Origin of the sequence: Flintibacter hominis (assembly GCF_014287965.1) — a bacterium.
Taxonomy (GTDB): Bacteria; Bacillota; Clostridia; order Oscillospirales; family Oscillospiraceae; genus Lawsonibacter; species Lawsonibacter aceti.
Genome location: NZ_JACOPO010000008.1, coordinates 54210 through 75657, shown reverse-complemented (window position 1 = coordinate 75657; position 21448 = coordinate 54210). Strand labels below are relative to the sequence as shown.

Genomic DNA, 21448 nt, shown 5'->3' with positions numbered 1-21448 from the left:
TTTTTTTCAGTTGGAGGTGTCCCATGCCTACGCCTTTATATGACGCGGTGAAAAAGTACGCGGACCAAGAGCCTTTCCGATTCCATATGCCGGGGCACAAGGGAGGGCCTGTTCCCCTGATGGCGGAGCTGAAGTGGATGACCCCCATTGACCTCACCGAGCTGCCCCCTACCGGGAACCTGTACGAAGGGGGTGAGCCCTTTGCTTCCGCCCAGGCTCTATGGGCAAAGGAGTTTGGCTTTGAATACTGCCAATTTCTCACCGGCGGCTCTACCCAGGGCATCCACACCGGACTGGCCCTGTGTTGTCCGCCGGGGAGTAAAGTGCTAGTGGACCGAAACTGCCACCGGGCGGTGTTTAACGCCATGGCTCTGCTGGATCTGGAGCCCATCTATCTGGAGCGCCCTTGGCTGGGAGAGGAAAGCCTGATCGGTCCGATTTCCCCGGAAACTGTGGAAAATATGCTGTGCCAATGTCCTAAAATAAAAACAGTTTGTATTACTTCTCCAACATATGCCGGAGTGTTATCAGATGTTGGCGCAATTTCTCGTCTCGTTCACGCCCATGGTGGAAAACTTTTTGTAGACGGCGCCCACGGCGCCCATCTGCCCTTCCTAGGTCAGGCTCCCTTCTGGGAAGCGGATGGAGTTGTAGTGTCTGCCCACAAGACCCTTCCCACCCTGGGACAAGGGGCCCTGCTCTTTACCAATGGGATGGACCCGGACCGGGTGCGGCAGTTGGCCTCGGTCTTTGGCACCTCCAGTCCCTCCTATCCCATTATGGCCAGCATGGACACGGCCCGAGAGTGGATGGTCAAATGGGGACATCACGACTACCGCCGGACCGCTCTCCGGGTGGCACAGCTGCGGGAGCAATTCCCCTCCCTGAGAGAAAAAAAACTGTCACTGGACCCCACCCGCTTTGTTCTCAGCGTCCAGAACGGTCCCGCTTTTACCCGCGCGCTGGAGAAGCGCGGCGTTTATCCAGAGATGGAGGACGGGGGCCATGTGGTCTTTATCTGTACCCCCTTTGATAACAGCTTTTCCCTGAGTGCGCTGGAGAGGCGGCTGGAGGAGCTGCGGGAGCAGATGGGACCCTGTCCGCCCATTCCAGCTCCGCCTCTGCCGGAGCAGGCCATGTCTCCCCGGCAGGCTCTCTTTGCCCCCAGCCGGGTCTGGCCGCTGGAGGACTGTGAGGGGGAGGTGGCCGCCTGTCAGATTGCGCCTTACCCTCCGGGAGTACCAGTAGTGGCTCCCGGGGAGGTAATCTCAAAAAAATCGCTGGCCTATTTGAAACAAATAGGATATAATATAAAATCAGAGGTGCGGATTGCCGCCCTCTAATGGAGAATGTTCCCACAAGTGAGGAAGGTTATGGAATTTTCGGCCTTGGCTGGCAACGACAGGTTGAAGGAGCAGCTCTCCCAGCAGGAGAGCGGCCGCGGCCTGGCCCACGCCTACATTATTTCAGGTCCAACCGGCTCCGGCCGGCATACTTTGGCCCGGCTGCTGGCCGCCGCTATGGTATGCACGTCCGATAGCGGCGGCAGGCCCTGTGGAAAATGCTCCCCATGCAAAAAGATAATCGCTGGAATCCATCCAGATTTTGAGATTATTTCCGGCCCGGAGGAGGGCAAACCTATCACCGTGGATCAGATCCGAGCCCTCCGAAGCGACGCATATATACGTCCTAACGAGGGGGATCGGAAAATATATCTGCTGGAAGGGGCAGACCAGATGAATGCCTCCGCCCAGAATGCCATGTTGAAGCTGTTGGAGGAGGGCCCTGGATATGCCGTCTTTCTGCTGTTGGCGGAGAACGGGGGGGGACTGCTTCAGACAGTGCGCTCCCGGTGCGAGGAACTGGTGCTGTCCCCTGTTTCTGTGGTCCAGTGCCAGAGCTGGCTGAAGGACCGCTTTCCCCAAAAAAGCTTGGAGGAGATCCAGACAGCCGCTCTGGATTGCCAGGGCATTCTGGGCCGGGCGGTGGACCGGCTGTCTGGGACCGACGAGAAAACCAGGACCAGAGAGGAGCAGGCGGACCGGCTGGCCCAGGCCGTGGAGGAAGGTACGGAGCTGCAGCTCTTTGAGGCGGCCATGGTTTTGGATAGGATGGACCGGGAGGAGCTGAACCGACTGCTGGACAGTCTGGAGGCGGCTCTAGGTGCCCGAATTGGTAGGAGCGGCGACCGCCGTAGATCCCTCCGGGGAGTAGAGCTGGTCCATCAGCTGCGGAGGGCTTCACAGCTCAACGCCAATTCTGGTCAGATGGCTGGCTGGTTATGTGCCGGGATGTTCATAAAGGAGTGAGAACTCCGGGAGCGGAGCGGGGAAAAGGCGGCACAGCCGCCGGCCCCGCGTATCCACTCTGGAGAGAAGAAGGAGAATCCCCTATGGTAGAGATCATCAGCGTCCGCTTTCAAAGCGGCGGAAAGCAATATTATTTCAACCCCGATGGACGGCAGTTCCAGATAGGGGACGGGGTCATCGTGGAGACCTCCAGGGGTACGGAGTACGGTGAGTGTGTACAAGCAAACTCTATGATCGATGAGATTGAGCTCACCGCCCCCCTGCGCCCGGTGATCCGGGTGGCCACGGAGGAGGATCGGCAGACAGTAGAGGCCAACCGAGAGAAGGAGAAGAAAGCCTTTTCCATCTGCCAGCAGAAGATTGCCGAGCATGGCCTGGATATGAAGCTGGTCAAGGCGGAGTACAGCTTTGATGGCAGCAAGGTGTTGTTCTTTTTTACCTCCGAAGGGCGGGTGGACTTCCGGGCGCTGGTCAAGGACCTGGCCGGGGCCATCCACGCCCGTATCGAACTGCGCCAGATCGGCGTGCGGGACGAGGCCAAGATGCTGGGTGGATTAGGCATCTGTGGAAAGCCCTTCTGCTGCTCCCAATTTTTGGATGAATTCCAGCCTGTGTCTATCAAAATGGCAAAGACGCAGAACCTGTCCCTGAATCCCACCAAGATATCGGGTACCTGTGGCAGATTGATGTGCTGCTTGAAGTACGAGCAGGAGGCATATGAGGACCTGGTGAAGCACGCCCCGAAGCAGGAGTCTTTTGTGGAAACTCCAGACGGAGCGGGCACTGTGTCCAGCGTCAACCTGCTCCGTCAAACAGTCCAAGTTCGGCTGGAGTCGGCACCGGAGACCCCCAAATGCTACCATAACTGTGAACTGTGTGTGATCCGAAATGGGAAGGGAAAGCGGCCGGAGGGCTATGTGGAGCCACCTTTGGAGCAGTTGGCCCAGCTGCGCCGTAAAGTAGAGGACGCCCCGGAGGAGAAGCGGGAGTTCAGCGGTGAGGGCTCCTCTCTGGCCGCCGCGCTGGAGGAGGTTTTCAGCCGCCGAGAGGAGAGCCAGACCCCACCCCCGCCCGCTGTGGAGCAGGAGGGGGGCGAGGAGCGCCGGGAACGCCGTCGCCGCCGCCGACCCAGAGGAGAGCGGCGTACCGCTGGAGAGCAGGAGGGCCGTACTACGGAGGACCGCCCCCGCCAGGAGCGGAAGGAGCAGCGGCCCCAGGAGATTCAGAGCGGCGAGGGGCAGCCCAAGTCCGCCGGGACCGAGGGGAGCGAGAAGCGGAACAGCCGTCGCCGCCGCCGCCGGCCTAGAGGGGGCAGCGGCCCCAGGAGTGAACAGCCCCAGGAGTGAGCTCTGCTCCCATCGCACTGTGGCAGAGAGATAGGGACCCGGTCTATTCGCGGAGAGGGCCGGGTCCTTGCTTTTGATTTGAGAAGAGGTGGAAAGGGATGGATGGCTTCCTCCACGCGCTGTCCGCTGTGTCAGTGCTGCTGATGCTCATGTCTGTGGGCTACTTTATGGGAGTCAAGGGCTGGATGACCACTAGGGAGAAGCGGTTTGTCAGCCGGTACATCGTTAACATCGCAGTACCATGCAACTGTGTGGTGGGACTGCTGGATAATCTGAGCCATAATGATTTGGCCCAGGCTGGACTTCTAGTGGCGTCTGGAGTCCTGGGAGTGGGGGTCACACTGCTGATATCTACCGCTGCCGCAGCCCTGCTTCATCTGCCGCGGAAGCGGTGGGGCGTCTTTGTGGCTATGGCCGGGTTGTCCAATACCCTGTTTATTGGCATCCCGGTCTGTACTCAGTTGTTTGGTCAGGTATGTATGCCTTATGTGATGCTATATTATCTGGCCAACACCATTTTTGTACAGTCGGTTGGGATTTTGCTTATTGAACGGTCGGGAGACAGACCGGCCTCTAGAGGCGGAGTGACCGGCTTTTTTTGGGACTTGGTGACAAAGCCGCCTATTCTTGCCCTTCTGTTGTCCTTACTGCTCCTAGTAGCGGATCTGAAATTGCCGGAGCCGGTGATGCGGTTCGCGGAGTACATCGGGGATTCAGTTTCCCCTCTCGCGTTAATTTACTGCGGGTTTATTCTCTATGAATTGGGGCTGAAAAATTTGAGACTGATGCCCGGACTGCCTGTTATGCTGGTGATACGTCTGGGGCTTTCCCCGGTGATCTGCTGGCTATTCTGTATGCTGTTCGGTGTCAGTGGGCTGGCCCGGGATGTCTTTGTGGTGGAGAGCGCTCTGCCGGTGGTCAGCCAAGTTCCTGTGCTGGCTGGAGCCTATGGCGCAGACGAGGAGTACGCTGCTGCTGGAGCTTGCTTGTCCGTGCTAGTCTGTCTAGTGACGGTCCCCTTTTTAATGCTGGGTCTGGGATGAGGAGTGGACCCAGGACCAGTTCGGCACCAAATTGGTTGGCACTGAGTTTGAAAAATGGGTGGAATAAAAAGCCGGCGAGTATAATTACTCGCCGGCTTTCCTATTCTGGTTTAACAGAGGCAGCGAATGGAGGGCCGACGGCCTAGGCTGCTTACAGCAGGCCCAGATCGTATTTCCAGCCCAGTACCCGCTCCACGGCCCGGTCCAACAGCTCCTGGGGGATGACATCGTCCTCCAGTGCCTGGAGGATCTGGGGGATCTGTTCCTGAAAGTCAGTGGTGACCAGCATATCGTTGCCAGCCAGCAGGGCCAGAACAGCGGCGGAGCCGTCAGCGGCATACTGATCAATGGCGTCCATGGCCAGGTCGTCAGTGAGCGCCACTCCCTCAAAGCCCAAGCCCTGCCGCAGCAGTTGGTGGACCGCTGGGGAGAGGGAGGCGGGGAGATCCGGGTCCAGAGCCGCCATGATATTGTGGGATACCAGCACGGCGGTCATCCCATGGTTGGAGGAGGCCTGGATGCCGGCCTGGAAGGGGAGGAGATCCCGCTCCCAAAACAGCTCCAGCGGCCGTTGGTCCAGGGCGATGCCGGTGTGGGTGTCCACATTGTCTCCATAACCTGGGAAATGCTTTAGCACAGAGCCCATGGTATCCACTGACATCTGCTCTACCACCTGGGCGATGTAATCGCCGGTTTCCTCTACGCCCTGACCCAGCGTGCGGTCGTAAATAAAGTCGTCGGGATTCGTGGACAGATCGGCCACCGGGGCAAAATTCACATTGATGCCAAGAGAGCGGAGCAGCTCGTCCTTTTCCTGTGTGTCAGCCAGGATAGCTTCTATCCCGCCCTGTTCATACAACGCCTGGGGGGACTGGAACCGTTGGGGCCGTAGTTTTGGGTTGGAGCTGACCCTGACCACAGTGCCCCCCTCCTCGTCCACGCCGATCAGCATAGGGATCTCCACAGCCGACTGGTAGGAGGCGATATCCTCCTTGACCTGCTCCGCGGTCTTGTCCTTAAAATCCCGGCCGAACAGAATATATCCCCCCAGATGGTACTGGCTGGCCAGAGCGGCTCCATCTTCCTGTGGGCAGCGGGCAAAGAAGATCTGCCCCACTTTTTCCTCCAATGTCATGGAGGAGAGGAGGCGGTCAATGGTCTCCCGCCGGGGGTCGGGGACTTCCTCTGGGGAGGTAGAGGGTTCGGTGGTTGAGATAGAGGGCCCCGCCGGGACGGCTGGCTCGTCAGGGCCTTCAGAGGAGGTCTCAGGCGCGGAGGTACAGCCTGTCAGCAGAAAAAAGAGTAGGAGCAGGGAGAGACATCGTTTCATGGTATGCTCCTTAACAGAATGTGGTACGCAGAGTGCCGATGCCCTGGATGGTCACCTCCACCCAGTCGCCCGGCTTTAACCAGCTCTTTTGGTCAGCGGGATAGCCGTGCATCACACCTTGGGGGGTGCCGGTGAAGATCAGATCTCCGGGCATCAGAGTAAAGTGATGGGACAGGTCAGCGATGATCTGGGCCAGGGGGAAGATCATGTCCGAGGTATTGGAGCTCTGCCGCACCTCCCCGTTGACCGTGCTGGAGATGTCCAGATGGTTGGGGTCCAATTCTCCGGCAGGGACCAGGCATGGGCCCACGGGGGCAAAACCGTCGAAGGTTTTGGACAGCACCCACTGGCCGCCCCGGGCAAACTGCAGGTCCCTGGTGGACAGGTCGTTGCCGCAGGTGTAGCCAAAAACATAGTCCAGGGCATCCTCTTCGGACACGTTCCGGGCGGGTTTTCCGATTACAGATACTAATTCTGCCTCATAATCATACTTTTTGTAATCTGGAATCAGCTTGACACAGTCCCCATGGGCAGCCAAAGCGTTGGAAAACTTGTTGAACAGCACCGGGGCAGGGGGGATGGGCAGACCACACTCCTTGGCGTGCTGGCGGTAGTTTAGACCGATGCAAAAGATACGGTCTGTGCCAGTGACCACCGGGGCCAGGGGAGCGCCGGTAAAACACTGAGGGTCCTGGAGCAGGGGGGTCAGCAGCCGCTCCAGCTCGCCAGCGGGGAGGGCAATGGCGGCGGCCATATCTTCTGGGACCGTGACACCCAGGCGGGTGGCCTCGGCAGCCGCGTCTACCACCCCTCTTTCGGTCTGGAGTCCCAGGGCGGGCCTTCCATTGCGCCAAAATTGCACCAGTTTCATAAACAATCTCTCCTTTTGTATCAAATCAGGGGCAGTCCCGCGAAGGGCTGGCATCGGTGGCGGGACAGGGTTCCGGTACCACTATGGTAGCATATCCACCGGGGAACGGCAAGGAGAACCGTAGAAAAGGCAGGTGGCCATCCATTCTACCGCTGAGAGGCCCAGAATCCGTGTATATTGCAGTAGGCGTAAGCAGCTTCCACCTGGTCGCCGTCGGTTAGCAGAAACGTAGCCTTGGGCTCCTGACCGGGGACCAAAAAGCGGCACTGCCTACTGTTAGCACACTCCAGCACGATCCACTGAATATAGTGGACAGATAGCATGGGGTGGGGCTGAGTGCCCACATGGACAGTGACCTCGTTCCCGTTGATAGACAAGATGGGGACGTGGACCTCTGGAGAACCTCCACCAGAGCCGGAGGCCAGAGGCCGCATCCGCCGCCCGCAGGAGGAGATGGGGGCACCAAAGTTATTCAGAAAGGTGACGACCTCGCTGTGAGGGGAAACGGTGTAAAAATTCATTGTAAAAGGCTCCTTTCCCATAATACTGAGATATCCTATGCGGTGGACCTGGCAGTGACCATAAAAAAACCGGAGTCCCATGGTACATGGGACTCCGGTGGATGCCAGGGGAGAGGCGATTTCTCCCCGGCGGTTTTTTCCATGTGGATAACAGCGACGGGTAGGGCACCTAATTGTTTGGCGTTTCTCTCTACAAAATAGAATTTTGTGGATGACAGGACAGGAGAATCAGGCTTCCGGCTCATCCTGTTCCCTGCGGGTGACAGCAATGCTCAAATCGTCCAGCTGCTTGTCATCCACAAAGTCCGGACAGGCCATCATTAGGTCAGAGGCGTTCTGCACCTTGGGGAAGGCGATGACGTCCCGGATGGAGGGAGCGCCGGCCATCAGCATACACAGCCGGTCCAGGCCATAGGCCAGGCCGCCGTGAGGAGGAGCGCCGAACTTGAAGGCGTTGACCAGATGGCCAAAGCGCTCCTGAATGTCCTCCTCGCTGATACCCAGAGCCTGGAACGCCTTTTCCTGCATCTCCGGGGTGTTGATACGGATGGAGCCGCCGCCCAGCTCGGTGCCGTTAAGAACGATATCATAGGCTCGGGCCCGGCAGTGGGCTTTATCGGTGAGGATCTTGTCCTCGTCCTCCACCATGGGGGCGGTGAAGGGGTGGTGCATGGCCTGGTAGCGGCCCTCCTCCTCAGACCACTCGAACATGGGGAACTGGGTCACCCACAGGAAGCGGAAGTCCTTGGGGTCCAGGATATTCAGCTGGCGGGCCACCTCACAGCGCAGGGCGCCCAGGGCGGCCCATACCACGTCGTTTTTCTCGTCGCCTACGATGAGGATCAGGTCGCCGTCCCTGGCGCCGGCCCGGTCCAGAATGGCCTTGTTCTCCTCTTCAGTGAGGAACTTGGCGTAGGAGGAGGTCACTTGGCCGTCCACCATCCTTGTCCAAGCCAAGCCCTTGGCCTTATAGGTCTTGACGAAGTCCACCAGCTTGTCGATTTTCTTCCGGGGGAAGTCGGCAGCGTGACCGTTGACGTTGATCAGCCGGACGGAGCCGCCGCCTGCCACTGGACCGGAGAACACGCCGAAGCCGCAGTCCTTTACAATGTCGCTGATGTCGGTAAGCTCAAAGCCGAAGCGCAGGTCGGGCTTGTCAGAGCCGAAGCGGTCCATGGCCTCCTGCCAGGGCATACGTTGGAAGGGGGTCTGAACATCCACATCCAGCACCTCTTTGAATACCCGCTTCAAAAAGCCCTCCTGGATGGACATGATGTCGTCCTCGTTGACAAAGGACATCTCCAGGTCGATCTGGGTAAACTCAGGCTGGCGGTCGGCCCGCAGGTCCTCGTCCCGGAAGCACCGGGCGATCTGGAAGTAGCGGTCAAAGCCGGACAGCATCAGCAGCTGCTTGTACTGCTGGGGGGACTGGGGCAGGGCATAGAACTTGCCAGGGTGTACCCGGGATGGGACCAGATAGTCCCGTGCGCCCTCGGGGGTGGACTTGGTGAGGACGGGGGTCTCAATCTCCAAAAAGCCCTGCTCATCAAAGTAGTCCCGGCAGATTTTGGTGATCTTGTGGCGGGTGGCGATGGCCGCCTGCATCTCCGGGCGGCGCAGGTCCAGATAGCGGTACTTCAGCCGCAGCATATCATTGGCCTTGGAGTGCTCCACAATCTCAAAGGGAGGGGTCTCGGACTTGGCCAGCAGGCGCAGCTGGGTGACATAGACCTCGATATCTCCGGTGGCGATCTTGTTGGTCTTGGACTCACGCTCCCGCACCAGTCCGGTGGCGGCCACCACAAACTCCGCCCGGAGAGAGGCGGCCTTTTCAAAGATGGCCTTGTCGGTGCTGTCGTCGAAAGACAGCTGGACCAGCCCGGTGCGGTCCCGCAGGTCCACGAAGATCAGGCCGCCCAGGTCCCGCTGGCGCTGGACCCAGCCGCAGAGGGAAACCGTCTTGCCGACATCGGACAGGCGCAGGTCCCCGCAGTAGTTGGTGCGGTGAAAGTTCTGAAGGTTATCCATAAAAATCAACTCCAAATCGTATTATTTATAAAAATAATATCAAATTGTATTACATGACGGTCGGTTTTGGGGCATGGGAGGCAATGAAGTCTACCACCTCCTGCTGAAAAGTGGTCCCTCCTGTGGGGTGATAGGTCCGGCTGGCCCCAGTGCTACTGTTGGCCACCGCCCGTGGGCCCCAGAAGTCAATGGACCACTGGAGCTCCCCCCGACGGAAGTAGATGGAAACGGCGTATGGGGACAGGGTGACTACCTGGGTGTCGGAGGCCCGACCCAGGCGGAACAGATCGGAGAGACCCCGCCGATAAGAGGAGGAGTCCAGCAGTTCTTTTAGCTGGTCATAGGGCGGGGAATCGAGAGGGAATTCCACTGTCTGGATAGGCAGACCGTCGCCCGGGTCAAAGGGGGAGAGGATGGCATAGCAGGAGGTGAATGCCTCTTCCGGCTGAGTGTAGTAGGGGAGGATATCCCAGAGGCTACGGGGCCAAAAGTACCACAGCCCAGCAATAGTGAGGGCGGCTGCAAGAGTAATAAGAAGTGAAATACGCTTCTTTTTCATTAAAATGCTCCTTTTTTGGTCAGTAAAATCAACTCCAATTTATATCGTATAGTAAGATTGCTAAAAGTATATCGTTAAGCGCCGTTTTGGCAGCTTTCCAGAAAGGCGATGACCTCCTGTTGAAATTCCTGGTTGCCATCGGGGAGATAAGTCCTGGATTTGCCAGGGAAAGCCAGGGGGTTGACTAAGATCAGGTTGCCGGGGAGGATGAGTTCCATGTGGCGGCCGCCGGAGTGGAAAAAGACCCGCGCATGAGGGTCCAGGGTGATTTGAACGGTGTCCTCCGGGATCCCAATATTTTTTCCGGGGACTTGATAAGTCGTACTGGAGAGCAGGTCCAGCAGTTCATGGAACTGCCCGGTGGTCAAATCAAAGCAGAGTGCGTTTTCCCGGTCGGAATAGTCCATCTGTACGTCGCAGGCCTCAATGTCCTCTGGGGAGAGAGGAAGGATATCAGCCAGAGTCTGGGGCCGATAGTACCAGCTGCGCCATCCAAAGAAAAGGGCGGCCAGAACGGCCAGCACAGCCCCGGCGATGAGAAATTGCTTCAACTGGTTTTTCATCATGGCAGCACTCCTCTCTGTGATCCGTGGCAAATAGGGGAACGGCTGCGTTCTATGGGGTTTGGCCGGCGCTGAGGTCGGCAGCCAGAGAAAAGTGCCGTCCCAGTAGGCCATGCACTCCGGGGTACAGCCGGAAAGATAGTAAACTGCAATCCCGCCGTCCGGGGAGCCGGGCAGGGAGGGGCTGCTTAGAGTCGGGTGCGTTACTTCATACACGACTGCAAAAAGGCTGAAAGCGCCTGATATTGGGCCAGACTGTCCCCCTCCGGGCGGTAGGTAACGGAATCGCCCCGATAGGTAAGGGGGTTGACCAGCAGGAGTTCTCCGTTCAGCATCAGCTCCGAGTGGCTGGAGCCGGAGGTGTGGAGATAGATCCGGATCAGAGAGTTTGTTTCCGTGGAGAGCCCGCTGGCGGAGCCCTCCCGCCGGTAGGTGGATTGCGAGAGCCGCTCCAGAAGATCCTGAGTCTGTGTCTGGGTGAGCTGGGTGTGGAGAGATTTCTCCTGAGCCGGGTCGTCCGGATAGAAACATTCGAGGGTAGCGTAGCACGCAGTGACTTCCTGGAGAGAAAACGGAAGGAGGGAGGAAAACTCTCTGGATCGATCCAGCCACCGAAACCCTAAAAATAACGCCAGGAGAAGACCGACTGCCAGGAATAAGATGTAAGAACACTTTTTGACAGCTTTCATGGTAACCCCCTTTTTGCGGCGGAGAGGAAGATCTCGTCAGCGGACGGCTCAGCTTTCCCGGTCCCGGATGGGTGTGCCCCGATTCAGTTGTTCCAACCCCCTTCGGATATGGGCCACGGCCTCAACGGAGGGCAGCTTCACCTGCTCGCCGGTACGCAGATCCTTGACAGCGGCCACGCCGGCGCGGATCTCGTCCTCTCCCAGAAAGACGACATAGGGGATAGCCAGCTTATCGGCATAGGAGATCTTCTGCTTGAATTTTTTCTGTTCCCCGTGGATTTGGGTACGGATACCGGCATCCCGCATGGTGGTGGCCAAAGAGATGGCGGGGGAGAGGTCCTCGGTCATGGGCAGGATGAGCACGTCGGCGGGGGCGGTGTTCAGATTCTGATTCAGATAGCCCTGATCCTCCAGAACGAAGAACAGGCGGGTCAGGCCGATGGAAATTCCAACTCCGGGGAGTTGTTTATCGGTATAATATTCCGCCAAGTTATCATATCGGCCGCCGGAACAGATGGAACCGATTTCCGGATGGTCCAGCATGGTGGTCTCGTAGACGGTTCCGGTGTAGTAATCCAGCCCACGGGCGATGGTCAGGTCCACGGCAAAGTGGCTCTCCGGCACGCCAAAGGCGGCCAGGTACTTTGTGACGGTCCGCAGTTCGTCCAGTCCAGTGTCAAAGAGCGCGTGACGGCCCCGATAGCCCTCCAGAGCGGCAAGGACTTCTCCGTTACAGCCCTTGATGGCGATGAATTTCAGGATCTCATCGGCCTGGTCCTGGGTGAGGCCGATGTCCTCCCCAGTGAGGAGGGCGGCTACCTTCTCCCCGCCGATCTTGTCCAGCTTGTCCACGGTACGCATGATGTCTCCGGACTTGTCTGTCAACCCCAGCATGGCGTAAAAGCCATTGAGGATCTTCCGGTTATTCACCCGGATCTGGAAGCGCCGCAGGCCCATTTTGGAAAAGGCCTGATAGATGATGGCGGGGATCTCCGCCTCGTTGGAGATGTCCAGTTTGCCATCGCCAATAACGTCGATGTCCGCCTGATAGAACTCCCGGAATCGGCCCCGCTGGGCCCGCTCTCCCCGATAGACCTTGCCAATCTGGAAGCGGCGGAAGGGAAAGGTGAGCTGGCCATAGTTTTGGGCTACATACTTGGCCAGGGGAACGGTCAGGTCAAAGCGGAGGGACAGATCCGTGTCCCCCTTCATAAAGCGGTAGATCTGTTTTTCTGTCTCTCCTCCTCCCTTGGCCAGCAGCACCTCGCTAGACTCGATGAGTGGGGTATCCAAGGGGGTGAAGCCATAGAGAGAGTAAGTTTCGCGCAGAATGGCCGCCATCCGCTCAAACTGGGCTTGCTGCGGAGGCAGCAGCTCCATAAAGCCGGACAGGGTGCGGGGCTGTACTTTGCTCATGGTATCAAGATCCTTTCTTTGGTGGAAATGAAGTAATGGGATTGGCTGGTTAGAATAAAAAACACGCTCTCCTCCCATGATTGGGACGAGAGCGCGGAACGCTTCGTGGTGCCACCCAATTTCAGACGCCTCCGGCGTCCCTCTGACCTTCTGTTGCGGGAAGGGGACCGCACCCGTCTCCGGGCCCGCTGGTGGCACTGTCTTCTCCGGAGCCGGACCCTAGGGCCCTCTCAACCAAGGGGCCCCTCTCTGTTGGGCGACATACCGAATACTAATGAGCCGTCATCACGGTGATTTATCGATCTTACCCCAGCGGGGAAGAAAAGTCAAGCCTTATAGGGCAAAGGGGACCCGATTGGGATTCATGCCCTCCCGCCAGTCCAGGTCGCCCCGGGCCAGCCCGTGAATGAGCAGCTCGGCGGTGGCCACGTTGGTGGCCATGGGCACGGAGTGCTGGTCACACAGCCGGGAGATGTAGAGGACGCTCTGATCCATCTCGTTATCCAGAGGCGAGTTGAAGAACAGCACCAGGTCAATCTCATTATAAATGATGCGCTGGCCAATCTGCTCGATCCCACCATGCTCATGGGATAAAAACAGGTTGACGGGCAGGCCGGTGGCCTCCATAACCATGCGGCCGGTGGCGTTGGTGGCGCATACCGTATGCTTGGACAGGATGCCGCAGTAGGCGGTGCAGAACTGGACCATCAGATCCTGCTTTTTGGTATGGCTCATGATCGCGATATTCATAAGGCGTTACCTCCTTCTCCGGCGGAGACTTTGCCGCCAGGCTTTGTGGGGCCAACGTAAAATACTGATTTATTTTTCCGTAGGCCGCCCTGTGGAAACGGACCCCTGTAGGCGGGGTATTTCCATTATACTTCCTATTTTTTCTGGCCAGGGGCGCGTCTTGGCCAGGGGGGTTACCGGATGCGCATGATGGGAACCTGATTGCCGTCCAGACGGAGGGCAATGTTCCAGCAGGCTAGGGCGGCGCCTCGTCGCCCCTGGGCGGTCAAGGGCTGGCCCAGGTTGGCGGCCAGCATGACCTGATCGTCCTCCGGCACCACCCCAATCAGAGGCAGGCCGGCGGTGTTCATGGCATCGTCGATAGTGGCCCGCAGCTTCCGGAGGAGCTTGGGCTGGATACGATTCATGATCAGGTGGACCTGGCGGATACTCTCCAGCTCGCAGACTGTACGCTGGGCGTCCCGCAAAGAGGAGGCATCATTGGTAGCGATGACCAGAGCTCGGTCGGCTCCGCAGATGGCCAGCCGAAAGCCGGCCCCCAGTCCAGCGGGGGAGTCAATGAGGATGTAGTCATATTGCCCACGGGCGGTATCCAGCATGGCCCGGACCTTGTCGATGGTCAGACTGGGGGACAGGGACATAGGGGCAGTGAGTAGGGACAGCCCCTTCACATCGGGGTGGTCCACAGCCCCTCTCGCCAGGGGACAGCGGCCCAGCGCCACGTCAGAAAAGTCCATCAGGGCCCGGTCACTGAGACCAAGGGTGATGTCCAGATTACGCAGGCCGATGTCCATGTCGATACATAGTACCGTGTGGCCCATCAGAGCAAGGGAGGCGGCTACGCCGCCGGTGATGGAGGTCTTTCCAGTCCCTCCCTTCCCGGAGGTGACGGCAATGACAGTTCCCATAAAAACCTCCTAACTCACCAAATCAAGTGTACCCACAATTTGGGATTTCGTCAACTATTTCACAAAAAATTTTCGTCTAAAACCTGTTTTTTTTAGGCCTTTTCGTCAGAGCGGCTCTTTCTGAATTTTTGCCCAGCGCCGGGGATAGCCCTTGAGCGTTGGAGCAACCTTTTCAATGGCCACAACCCGGTGGGTGATCTCTGTGCCGGGAATTTGATAGTCCGCCTGGTCCCGGACCCGGCCACCCAGCAGCTTGATAGCATGGGCGGCGCCCTCCACTTCAGGGCCGCAGTCCACCGATTTCATGGCCAGGAACACGCCGCCCACTTTCACAAAGGGGAGGCACAGCTCGGCCAGCAGCCGCAGGTCGGCCACCGCCCGGGCGGTAACAAAGTCAAAGGAGTCCCGAAAGCCTTTAACCAGGGCCTGCTCCTCGCTTCGGGCGTGGATGGCCGTGACACCGGACAGACCAAGCTGCTCCGACACCTCACGGAGCCAGCGGACCCGCTTGCCCAGGGAGTCCAGTAAAGTAACCTCCAGGGTGGGGCAGAGGATCTTTAAGGGCAGACCGGGAAATCCGGCTCCGGTACCTACGTCAAGAAGCGTTTTCCCCTCTAAGTGGACGTAGTTGAGCAGGGCTGCGCAGTCCAGCATATGCAGCCGGGCCACCTGGTCGGGCTGGGTAATGGCGGTCAGGTTCATGACCTGGTTTTTTTCCAGCAGCGCCCGGCCGTAGGCCTCCAGCAGCTCCGGTGCCTCCGGTGGGACTCGTTGGGACAGGCCCAGCTCCTCCAGGCCGGCGGCGATGATATCACGCATGGTTGCTTCCTCCAGAATCAGGGATCAGAAAACTGACGCAATGATGCCGAACCCGCTGAAGTTTGACAGCAGGCCCACAATGCCGATGGGCAGAGTGGCCAGGGCAGCCAGCCAGCACAAAATAGCCAGCAGGATGGCGAGCCATTTGCGTGGCCGACCAGTGGACCGCCAGCTCACCAGAGCCAGCGCCCCCAAGCCGATGAGGCCGGGAACGGTGAGCAAGGGGGCCAGATTACCCAAAGTAGTGCCGGTGTAAAAGTAGTAGGTGGTCAGGGCTAAGAGGATGAGCACATAGGCCAGGGCGATCCAGGCCATGGTCCTTTTCAGGGGAGAAGCGGGGGTATATCCCCGGTCCTCCCCTTTATGCTCCTCCGGGAGCTTTTCCTCGGACATTTTAGGATCTCTCCTTTAATAAGTCACGGATCTCGGTGAGCAGCTTCTCCTCGGCGCTGGGCTCCGGGGGAGCGGGCTCCTCGACGGGGACCTCCTCCGGCTTCTTATGGAGCCGGTTGATGGCCTTGATGACACAGAAGATGGCGAACGCGATGATGATAAAGTCCAGGATCACCGAGATCAGGTTGCCGTAGTTGATGGCCACCTCGGGGGTGACGACAGTGCCCTGGGTATCGATCACCGCCTCGTTGAGGACCAGCTTCCAGTCAGAGAAGTCTATGCCGCCGGTAATCATGGAGATTAGGGGCATGATGATGTCATTGACCAGGGAAGTGGAGATCTTGCCAAAGGCGCCGCCGATGACCACGCCGACGGCCATGTCCATTACATTGCCCCGCATAGCGAAGGCCTTGAATTCTTCCAAAAATTTTTTCATGCCTGCTTTCCTCCTATCTGCTGAATGGGCCTACCTGAAAGGGGAGAACCTGGAAACCGTTGGGCCGCAACGGTTTGAAGCCTGCGACCCGTCTGGAGCCATTTTCGGCGGTCCAAATGACTTGGGGTAGGGTAAGACGTGCTGTAAATCGCTCCAGAACGGTCAATACAAATTGTAATATATAATAAAAATATTGCAAAATAGAATATCGCAATCGCTAAATTACTTTTCAGGCACCATGACTTCCAGACCACCCATGTAAGGACGAAGGACCTGGGGGATGACCACGGAGCCATCGGCCTGGAGGTTGTTTTCCAGGAAGGCGATGAGCATACGGGGCGGAGCTACCACTGTGTTGTTCAGTGTGTGGGGCAGATAGGTGCCCTTTTCCCCCTTGACCCGCATCTTCAGGCGGCGGGCCTGGGCGTCACCCAGATTGGAGCAGGAGCACACCTCAAAATATTTTTGCTGGCGGGGAGACCAGGCCTCAATGTCACAGGACTTGACTTTCAGGTCGGCCAGGTCGCCGGAGCAGCACTCCAGCTGTCGCACGGGGATGTCCAGGGAGCGGAAAAGCTCTACGGAGTAGCGCCACATCTTTTCGTACCAGTCCATGGAGTCTTCAGGCCGGCAGACCACGATCATCTCCTGCTTCTCAAACTGGTGGATGCGGTAGACACCCCGCTCCTCGATGCCATGAGCGCCCTTCTCCTTGCGGAAGCAGGGGGAGTAGGAGGTGAGCGTCTGGGGCAGGGATTCCTCAGGAATGATTTGGTCAATAAATTTGCCGATCATGGAGTGCTCGCTGGTGCCGATGAGGTACAGGTCCTCCCCCTCAATCTTGTACATCATGGCCTCCATATCAGTCTGAGACATGACGCCCTCCACCACGTTGCCATGGATCATAAAGGGAGGGATACAGAAGGTGAAGCCCTTGTTGATCATAAAGTCTCGGGCATAGGCCAGCACTGCCTCATGCAGCCGGGCGACGTCTCCCAGCAGATAGTAGAAGCCGTTGCCCGATACCCGGCCGGCGGCGTCCATGTCGATGCCGCGGAAGGACTCCATAATTTCAGTGTGGTAGGGGATAGGGAAGTCCGGTACCTTGGGTTCCCCAAACCGCTCTACCTCTACGTTGGCGGAATCGTCGGGGCCAATGGGGACGGAGGGATCGATGATGTTGGGGATTTGAAGCATGATCTTGCGGATCTGGGCGGCCAGCTCGGTTTCCTTGGCCTCCAGCTCCGCCAGACGGTCGGCGTTGGCCTTGACCTGGGCCTTGACCGCCTCCGCCTCCTCCAGCTTGGAGGGATCTTTTTTTGCCTGACCCATGAGCATACCCACTTGTTTGGACAGGGCGTTGCGGCTGGCGCGGAGCTCATTGGCCTCGCTAACGGCGGCCCGGTTCTCCTCGTCCAGGGCAATGACCTGATCAACCAAGGGCAGCTTGGCCTCCTGGAATTTCTTTTTGATATTTTCTTTGACGGCATCGGGGTTCTCGCGGACAAATCGAATATCTAACATTTTATACGTTCTCCTTTATTTAAGTGTAATGTTTCACGTGAAACGTTCCAGGGGGAAAGTCAGTTTGATAAGGAGTGACTTGGCGGGCTTTCCTGATCCAACGCCCATGTCTCTAGGTCACAAAACAGATCTCCCTGGCGCTCGGCCTCAACTTGAGGGTAGAGTAAGTGCCCTAATAAAGAGCCTCGTAAATCTCCAGATAGCGGTCATAGGGAGAAAAACGGCCATTGTCAGTGGTGCTCTCCTTAGGGAGATAGTCTTTCAGCGGTGTCTGCCCATTTTCTGTGGCTTCCATCTCCTGAATTAACTCACGACAAAGGGAATAACGCCCCCGAACATAGGCCTCGTCAATCTGCCAGAAGTGGTCTAGGGCGCGGCAGGTTTCAGAGAGCACATGTTCCTGGTGGCTGATAACATCAGGCAGCACATCTAACTGGTCATTGGCATCCGCCAACTGTTCCTCCAGGTCCGCTACCTGCTCCTTCAACTTCGCATTCTCCTCGTACAGGGCATCCAACCGCTGAACGGCGGATGCGGACTGCTGAAGGCTGTCGATTTGCTCCTGGTTTTGCTCCAGATAACTCTGATATTGCCGCCGCTCCATCATGAAAGAGTACAGCAACAGCAAGAAGGCGGCGGCAAAGAGGATGGCTATATATTGGAATACCGACCGCTGGCGGCGCTGCCGCTGTCCCTTGGTCATGGGTTTGTCCCCACGTTTGGCGGGAGAGGGGGGGAGATCCTGTGAATCAGGCTGGGGGGCCTGTCCTACCTGTTGATCTTTTTCCTCATCCATTCCCACCACCTCCTTCCCGGTGGAGGCTCTGAAGCAGGGTCAAGAGAGCTTCCAGGTCCTGGTCATCATAGTACTCCAGCTCGATCCGGCCCTTTTTTCCTTTGTGGGCGATCTTCACCTTCCGGCCCAGCCGGCCGGATAGGTCCTTTTCCAGATCTCCCAGGTAGAGGGAGAGGTCGGGGCCGACGGCCTTCGGCTTTTCATTACGCTCCTTTTGAAGAGCCTTGACCAGCGCTTCGGTCTGGCGCACAGAGAGCTGACCCTCCGCTACCCGCTGGGCCGCCTCCTTCTGAATGGCGGCGGTGGGGGCGCCTAGAATGGCTCGGGCGTGCCCGGCGGAAAGAATGCCCTCCTCCAGAAGCGCCAGCACCTCATCCGGCAGAGCCAGCAGGCGCAGAGTGTTGGCGATGGCGGGTCGGGACTTGCCCATCTGTTGAGCTACCTGCTCCTGGGTCAGACCATATTCATCCATCAGGACCTGATAGCCTCGAGCCTCCTCGGCCGGATTCAGGTCCTCCCGTTGGAGGTTTTCAATCAGGCCCAGCTCCATGACCTTCCGGTCATCCGCCTCAATAATGACGGCGGGCACCTCGGCCAGCCCGGCGGCCTTGGCCGCCCGCCACCGGCGTTCACCGGCGATAATCTGATAGTAGCCGGAGGACAGCCGCCGCACCGTAAGGGGTTGAATAATGCCGTGGACTCGGATAGATTCAGTGAGATCGGCCAATGCCGCCTCGTCAAATCGCTTTCTAGGCTGGTTCAGTCCCGGCTCGACCTGGGAAATGGGCAGGGATACAGAGCCCTCGCCTTGGGGCTGGAGGTCCGGGTCGCCCAGCAGGGCGTTAAGACCACGGCCCAGCCCCAGTTCTTTGGTTCGTTTTGCCATAATAAACTCCTTTTCCAGAGTAAAACATCGGGTGCGGAGAGGAACGATATTGATTCATAAGAGCCGGACGACCACACAGCAGAACCTCGAAAGCTCCGCTTTCCGTACTCTTTTATAAGGTTAGCGCTTGGACGCGATCTCATCCGCCAACAGGCGGTAGGCCTCCGCGCCCCGAGAATAGGGATCATAGGCGGAGATGGGTCTGCCGTGGCTGGGTGCCTCGGAGAGGCGGACGTTCCGAGGGATGACGGTGGCGTATACCTGGCCAGGGAAGTGGCGCTTGACCTCCTCCGCTACCTGAAGGGAGAGGTTGGTACGGCTGTCGAACATGGTGAGCAGAACCCCCTCCAGAGAGAGGGCGGGATTCAATCCCCGCTTGACTAACCGCACTGTGGCCAAGAGGTCGCTAAGCCCCTCCAGGGCATAGTATTCGCATTGGACCGGGACCAACAGGGAGCCGGCGGCACACAGGGCGTTGACAGTAAGCAGCTCTAGAGAAGGGGGACAGTCGATAAATATATAGTCATAGTCCCCGGACAGGGCGTCCAGGGCGGTTTTCAACAGTCTCTCCCGGTTGTCGATGGCGATCATCTCAATGCCCGCTCCGGCCAGCGCCTTGTTAGAGGGGAGAACATCGCCATATCTGGTCCGGACCACTGCTTTGGCCGGCTCGGCCCCATTGATCAGCACATCGTAGATATTGGGAGAAGCGGTATTCTTATCTACACCCATGCCGGAGGTAGAGTTGGCCTGGGGATCGAAGTCGCATAGCAGCACCCGCTTGCCCAGGTCATGGAGGGCGGCGGACAAGTTGACAGCGGTGGTCGTCTTGCCTACTCCGCCCTTTTGATTGACGACAGCGATGATCTTGGCCATGAGCGCCTCCTTAGCAGCGATGAAAATGCCCCCGAAGGGGCGGTACAGCATCTTATTATATCAATCGGGCACCGGGATTTCAACTGCTTTTCCGCTTTTTCTCTGTCCTTTCCCACAAAAAATGAGTGCCTAATGTTTCACGTGAAACATCAGGGCCATCTGGGCGCAAAAACCCCGTGGGCTCAGGATCAAAAGCCCACGGGGCAAAAAGGGGGGAGGGCGTCATGTGGCCCTTCGGGGAATGTGAATGGTAAGTAAAATCTCCTCGTCGGTGTCCTCTCTGCGGCAACAGGCGTTGACGCCGGCAGAGCGCATCAGATCCAGACTGCGGCTGATGGTATTTAAAAACAGCCGGACATCCTTGACGATAAACGTGGGTTTCTTTTTAGGGCCGGAGGAGGGAGAGGAGAGCATGGCCTCCACCATACTCTCTGTCTGGGCCACGGTCAGGGAACGCTCGGTCACCTGCTGCGCCGCTTCCCGCTGCTGGGCCGGGTCCTCCAGCCGGAGCAGGGCGCGAGCGTGACGCTCGGTGCATCCACCTTCCCGCAGGATTGTGAGGACCGCCGGGTCCAGCTTCAGCAGCCGGAGCTTATTGGCCACAGCGGACTGGCTCTTACCCAAACGCCGGGCGGCTTCATCCTGGGAGATGTGATAGGTGTCAATGAGTTTACGCAGGGCGAGAGCCTCCTCCCAAAAATCCAGGTCACGCCGCTGGAGATTCTCCACCAGGGCCAGCAGGGAGGAGGACTGACCGTCTGTCTGGATGGATAGGCAGGGCACTTCCCGCAGACCGGCTAGCTTGGCCGCACGCAGCCTCCGCTCGCCAGCCACCAGCTCCCAGCCGCCCTCCCGGCGGCGCACAGTAAGTGGCTGTAAAATACCCATAGACTGGATGGAGTCAGCCAGTTCCTCTAGTTCGGGTTGGGAAAACAACGTGCGGGGCTGGTCAGGATTGGGGAGGATTGAGTCCACAGGGAGGAATAGGACACGCCCGCTGTCGAATATACCTTTTTTGGGCAGCAGCCGCATGATAGGTACCGCCTTTCTGTCAAGTTCTCATACCCATATTCTACCAAAATATGGTAAATAATAGGTCGAAAACACAGAGGGGCAGAAAAAAATCCGTAAAAATTTCAGAGGGAGGGTCAAAGGCTGACTGAATAGATAAAAAATGAATGATTGATATGGGAAACTTGCACAATTATAAAAGGAGAGGAAGAGAATACCTTGTAAATTCAAAGCGAGGTGTATATAATGGAAGCAGAACAAAAAGTGCTGTAAAAAGCGGGGATGAGGGAAATAAAAGGAAGGAGAGAGGGAGAGGGCCGGGTCCAATGCCGTTGCATGTATGATTACGGCCGTTTTGTTTCTGGAAAATCCTT

Annotated in this window: 23 protein-coding genes; 5 read left to right on the top strand and 18 right to left on the bottom strand. The window is 58.0% G+C overall.

What is annotated here, in order from left to right:
• Window positions 1-23: 23 nt before the first annotated feature.
• From H8S11_RS11380 to H8S11_RS11365, 4 genes are all read left to right on the top strand, one after another.
• Window positions 24-1343 (top strand): aminotransferase class I/II-fold pyridoxal phosphate-dependent enzyme, encoded by a 1320-nt coding sequence (locus H8S11_RS11380; RefSeq protein WP_186853220.1) that lies wholly within the window; start codon window positions 24-26, stop codon window positions 1341-1343.
• Between the two features lie 30 nt (window positions 1344-1373).
• Window positions 1374-2309 (top strand): DNA polymerase III delta subunit-related protein, encoded by a 936-nt coding sequence (locus H8S11_RS11375; protein WP_186853219.1) that lies wholly within the window; start codon window positions 1374-1376, stop codon window positions 2307-2309.
• Between the two features lie 83 nt (window positions 2310-2392).
• Window positions 2393-3655: a PSP1 domain-containing protein gene (locus H8S11_RS14100; RefSeq protein ID WP_147572529.1), complete on the top strand. Its 1263-nt coding sequence runs from the start codon at window positions 2393-2395 to the stop codon at window positions 3653-3655.
• A gap of 98 nt (window positions 3656-3753) precedes the next feature.
• A complete protein-coding gene (locus H8S11_RS11365; RefSeq protein ID WP_147572531.1) occupies window positions 3754-4698 on the top strand; it encodes an AEC family transporter in 945 nt (314 codons plus the stop codon).
• Window positions 4699-4849: 151 nt separating this feature from the next.
• On the opposite strand, the gene H8S11_RS11360 is transcribed toward H8S11_RS11365, so the two are convergent.
• From H8S11_RS11360 to H8S11_RS11275, 18 genes are all read right to left on the bottom strand, one after another.
• Entirely contained in the window at window positions 4850-6028 is a 1179-nt protein-coding gene (locus H8S11_RS11360) for a glycoside hydrolase family 3 protein (protein ID WP_147572533.1), read from the bottom strand.
• A gap of 10 nt (window positions 6029-6038) precedes the next feature.
• Window positions 6039-6899, bottom strand: coding sequence for a fumarylacetoacetate hydrolase family protein (locus H8S11_RS11355; RefSeq protein ID WP_186853218.1), 861 nt, complete (start codon window positions 6897-6899; stop codon window positions 6039-6041).
• A gap of 146 nt (window positions 6900-7045) precedes the next feature.
• Window positions 7046-7420: a desulfoferrodoxin family protein gene (locus tag H8S11_RS11350; RefSeq protein ID WP_186853217.1), complete on the bottom strand. Its 375-nt coding sequence runs from the start codon at window positions 7418-7420 to the stop codon at window positions 7046-7048.
• Window positions 7421-7648: 228 nt separating this feature from the next.
• Window positions 7649-9448 carry an aspartate--tRNA ligase gene (gene aspS, locus H8S11_RS11345; RefSeq protein ID WP_186853216.1) on the bottom strand — a complete coding sequence of 600 codons (1800 nt, stop codon included), beginning with the start codon at window positions 9446-9448 and terminating at the stop codon, window positions 7649-7651.
• Window positions 9449-9497: 49 nt separating this feature from the next.
• The gene (locus H8S11_RS11340) at window positions 9498-10007 is read right to left on the bottom strand and encodes a hypothetical protein (RefSeq protein WP_186853215.1); all 510 of its coding nucleotides are present in this window, start codon (window positions 10005-10007) and stop codon (window positions 9498-9500) included.
• A 74-nt stretch (window positions 10008-10081) separates the two neighbouring features.
• Entirely contained in the window at window positions 10082-10573 is a 492-nt protein-coding gene (locus tag H8S11_RS11335; RefSeq protein ID WP_147572541.1) for a hypothetical protein, read from the bottom strand.
• Between the two features lie 200 nt (window positions 10574-10773).
• Window positions 10774-11259, bottom strand: coding sequence for a hypothetical protein (locus H8S11_RS11330; RefSeq protein WP_186853214.1), 486 nt, complete (start codon window positions 11257-11259; stop codon window positions 10774-10776).
• A gap of 48 nt (window positions 11260-11307) precedes the next feature.
• Window positions 11308-12675: a histidine--tRNA ligase gene (gene hisS / locus H8S11_RS11325; protein ID WP_186853213.1), complete on the bottom strand. Its 1368-nt coding sequence runs from the start codon at window positions 12673-12675 to the stop codon at window positions 11308-11310.
• A gap of 333 nt (window positions 12676-13008) precedes the next feature.
• Window positions 13009-13425 (bottom strand): methylglyoxal synthase, encoded by a 417-nt coding sequence (locus H8S11_RS11320; RefSeq protein ID WP_147572547.1) that lies wholly within the window; start codon window positions 13423-13425, stop codon window positions 13009-13011.
• 173 nt (window positions 13426-13598) lie between these two features.
• Window positions 13599-14333: a nucleotide-binding protein gene (locus tag H8S11_RS11315; RefSeq protein ID WP_147572549.1), complete on the bottom strand. Its 735-nt coding sequence runs from the start codon at window positions 14331-14333 to the stop codon at window positions 13599-13601.
• Between the two features lie 105 nt (window positions 14334-14438).
• Window positions 14439-15152, bottom strand: a complete 714-nt coding sequence (gene rsmG / locus H8S11_RS11310; protein ID WP_186853212.1) for a 16S rRNA (guanine(527)-N(7))-methyltransferase RsmG — start codon at window positions 15150-15152, stop codon at window positions 14439-14441.
• A gap of 24 nt (window positions 15153-15176) precedes the next feature.
• Complete coding sequence (locus H8S11_RS11305) at window positions 15177-15545, bottom strand: hypothetical protein (protein WP_186853211.1); 369 nt, start codon at window positions 15543-15545, stop codon at window positions 15177-15179.
• Window position 15546: 1 nt separating this feature from the next.
• Complete coding sequence (mscL, locus tag H8S11_RS11300) at window positions 15547-15981, bottom strand: large-conductance mechanosensitive channel protein MscL (protein WP_186853210.1); 435 nt, start codon at window positions 15979-15981, stop codon at window positions 15547-15549.
• A 222-nt stretch (window positions 15982-16203) separates the two neighbouring features.
• On the bottom strand, window positions 16204-17505 hold the full coding sequence (gene serS, locus H8S11_RS11295; RefSeq protein ID WP_186853209.1) for a serine--tRNA ligase: 1302 nt from the start codon (window positions 17503-17505) through the stop codon (window positions 16204-16206).
• A gap of 172 nt (window positions 17506-17677) precedes the next feature.
• Entirely contained in the window at window positions 17678-18301 is a 624-nt protein-coding gene (locus tag H8S11_RS11290; protein ID WP_186853208.1) for a hypothetical protein, read from the bottom strand.
• On the bottom strand, window positions 18294-19187 hold the full coding sequence (locus H8S11_RS11285) for a ParB/RepB/Spo0J family partition protein (protein ID WP_147572562.1): 894 nt from the start codon (window positions 19185-19187) through the stop codon (window positions 18294-18296). The genes H8S11_RS11290 and H8S11_RS11285 overlap by 8 nt, the downstream gene beginning before the upstream one ends.
• Window positions 19188-19307: 120 nt before the next feature.
• Window positions 19308-20063 (bottom strand): ParA family protein, encoded by a 756-nt coding sequence (locus H8S11_RS11280; RefSeq protein WP_147572564.1) that lies wholly within the window; start codon window positions 20061-20063, stop codon window positions 19308-19310.
• 222 nt (window positions 20064-20285) lie between these two features.
• Entirely contained in the window at window positions 20286-21095 is an 810-nt protein-coding gene (locus H8S11_RS11275; protein WP_186853207.1) for a ParB/RepB/Spo0J family partition protein, read from the bottom strand.
• A gap of 146 nt (window positions 21096-21241) precedes the next feature.
• On the opposite strand from H8S11_RS11275, the gene H8S11_RS11270 reads away from it, so the two are divergent.
• Entirely contained in the window at window positions 21242-21418 is a 177-nt protein-coding gene (locus tag H8S11_RS11270) for a hypothetical protein (RefSeq protein WP_186853206.1), read from the top strand.
• Window positions 21419-21448: the final 30 nt, after the last annotated feature.

Coding starts and splice junctions, on each gene's coding strand:
- H8S11_RS11380 (WP_186853220.1), top strand. CDS start 24: ATGCCTACGCCTTTATATGACGCGGTGAAAAAGTACGCGGACCAAGAG.
- H8S11_RS11375 (WP_186853219.1), top strand. CDS start 1,374: ATGGAATTTTCGGCCTTGGCTGGCAACGACAGGTTGAAGGAGCAGCTC.
- H8S11_RS14100 (WP_147572529.1), top strand. CDS start 2,393: ATGGTAGAGATCATCAGCGTCCGCTTTCAAAGCGGCGGAAAGCAATAT.
- H8S11_RS11365 (WP_147572531.1), top strand. CDS start 3,754: ATGGATGGCTTCCTCCACGCGCTGTCCGCTGTGTCAGTGCTGCTGATG.
- H8S11_RS11360 (WP_147572533.1), bottom strand. CDS start 6,028: ATGAAACGATGTCTCTCCCTGCTCCTACTCTTTTTTCTGCTGACAGGC.
- H8S11_RS11355 (WP_186853218.1), bottom strand. CDS start 6,899: ATGAAACTGGTGCAATTTTGGCGCAATGGAAGGCCCGCCCTGGGACTC.
- H8S11_RS11350 (WP_186853217.1), bottom strand. CDS start 7,420: ATGAATTTTTACACCGTTTCCCCTCACAGCGAGGTCGTCACCTTTCTG.
- aspS (WP_186853216.1), bottom strand. CDS start 9,448: ATGGATAACCTTCAGAACTTTCACCGCACCAACTACTGCGGGGACCTG.
- H8S11_RS11340 (WP_186853215.1), bottom strand. CDS start 10,007: ATGAAAAAGAAGCGTATTTCACTTCTTATTACTCTTGCAGCCGCCCTC.
- H8S11_RS11335 (WP_147572541.1), bottom strand. CDS start 10,573: ATGATGAAAAACCAGTTGAAGCAATTTCTCATCGCCGGGGCTGTGCTG.
- H8S11_RS11330 (WP_186853214.1), bottom strand. CDS start 11,259: ATGAAAGCTGTCAAAAAGTGTTCTTACATCTTATTCCTGGCAGTCGGT.
- hisS (WP_186853213.1), bottom strand. CDS start 12,675: ATGAGCAAAGTACAGCCCCGCACCCTGTCCGGCTTTATGGAGCTGCTG.
- H8S11_RS11320 (WP_147572547.1), bottom strand. CDS start 13,425: ATGAATATCGCGATCATGAGCCATACCAAAAAGCAGGATCTGATGGTC.
- H8S11_RS11315 (WP_147572549.1), bottom strand. CDS start 14,333: ATGGGAACTGTCATTGCCGTCACCTCCGGGAAGGGAGGGACTGGAAAG.
- rsmG (WP_186853212.1), bottom strand. CDS start 15,152: ATGCGTGATATCATCGCCGCCGGCCTGGAGGAGCTGGGCCTGTCCCAA.
- H8S11_RS11305 (WP_186853211.1), bottom strand. CDS start 15,545: ATGTCCGAGGAAAAGCTCCCGGAGGAGCATAAAGGGGAGGACCGGGGA.
- mscL (WP_186853210.1), bottom strand. CDS start 15,981: ATGAAAAAATTTTTGGAAGAATTCAAGGCCTTCGCTATGCGGGGCAAT.
- serS (WP_186853209.1), bottom strand. CDS start 17,505: ATGTTAGATATTCGATTTGTCCGCGAGAACCCCGATGCCGTCAAAGAA.
- H8S11_RS11290 (WP_186853208.1), bottom strand. CDS start 18,301: ATGGATGAGGAAAAAGATCAACAGGTAGGACAGGCCCCCCAGCCTGAT.
- H8S11_RS11285 (WP_147572562.1), bottom strand. CDS start 19,187: ATGGCAAAACGAACCAAAGAACTGGGGCTGGGCCGTGGTCTTAACGCC.
- H8S11_RS11280 (WP_147572564.1), bottom strand. CDS start 20,063: ATGGCCAAGATCATCGCTGTCGTCAATCAAAAGGGCGGAGTAGGCAAG.
- H8S11_RS11275 (WP_186853207.1), bottom strand. CDS start 21,095: ATGCGGCTGCTGCCCAAAAAAGGTATATTCGACAGCGGGCGTGTCCTA.
- H8S11_RS11270 (WP_186853206.1), top strand. CDS start 21,242: ATGATTGATATGGGAAACTTGCACAATTATAAAAGGAGAGGAAGAGAA.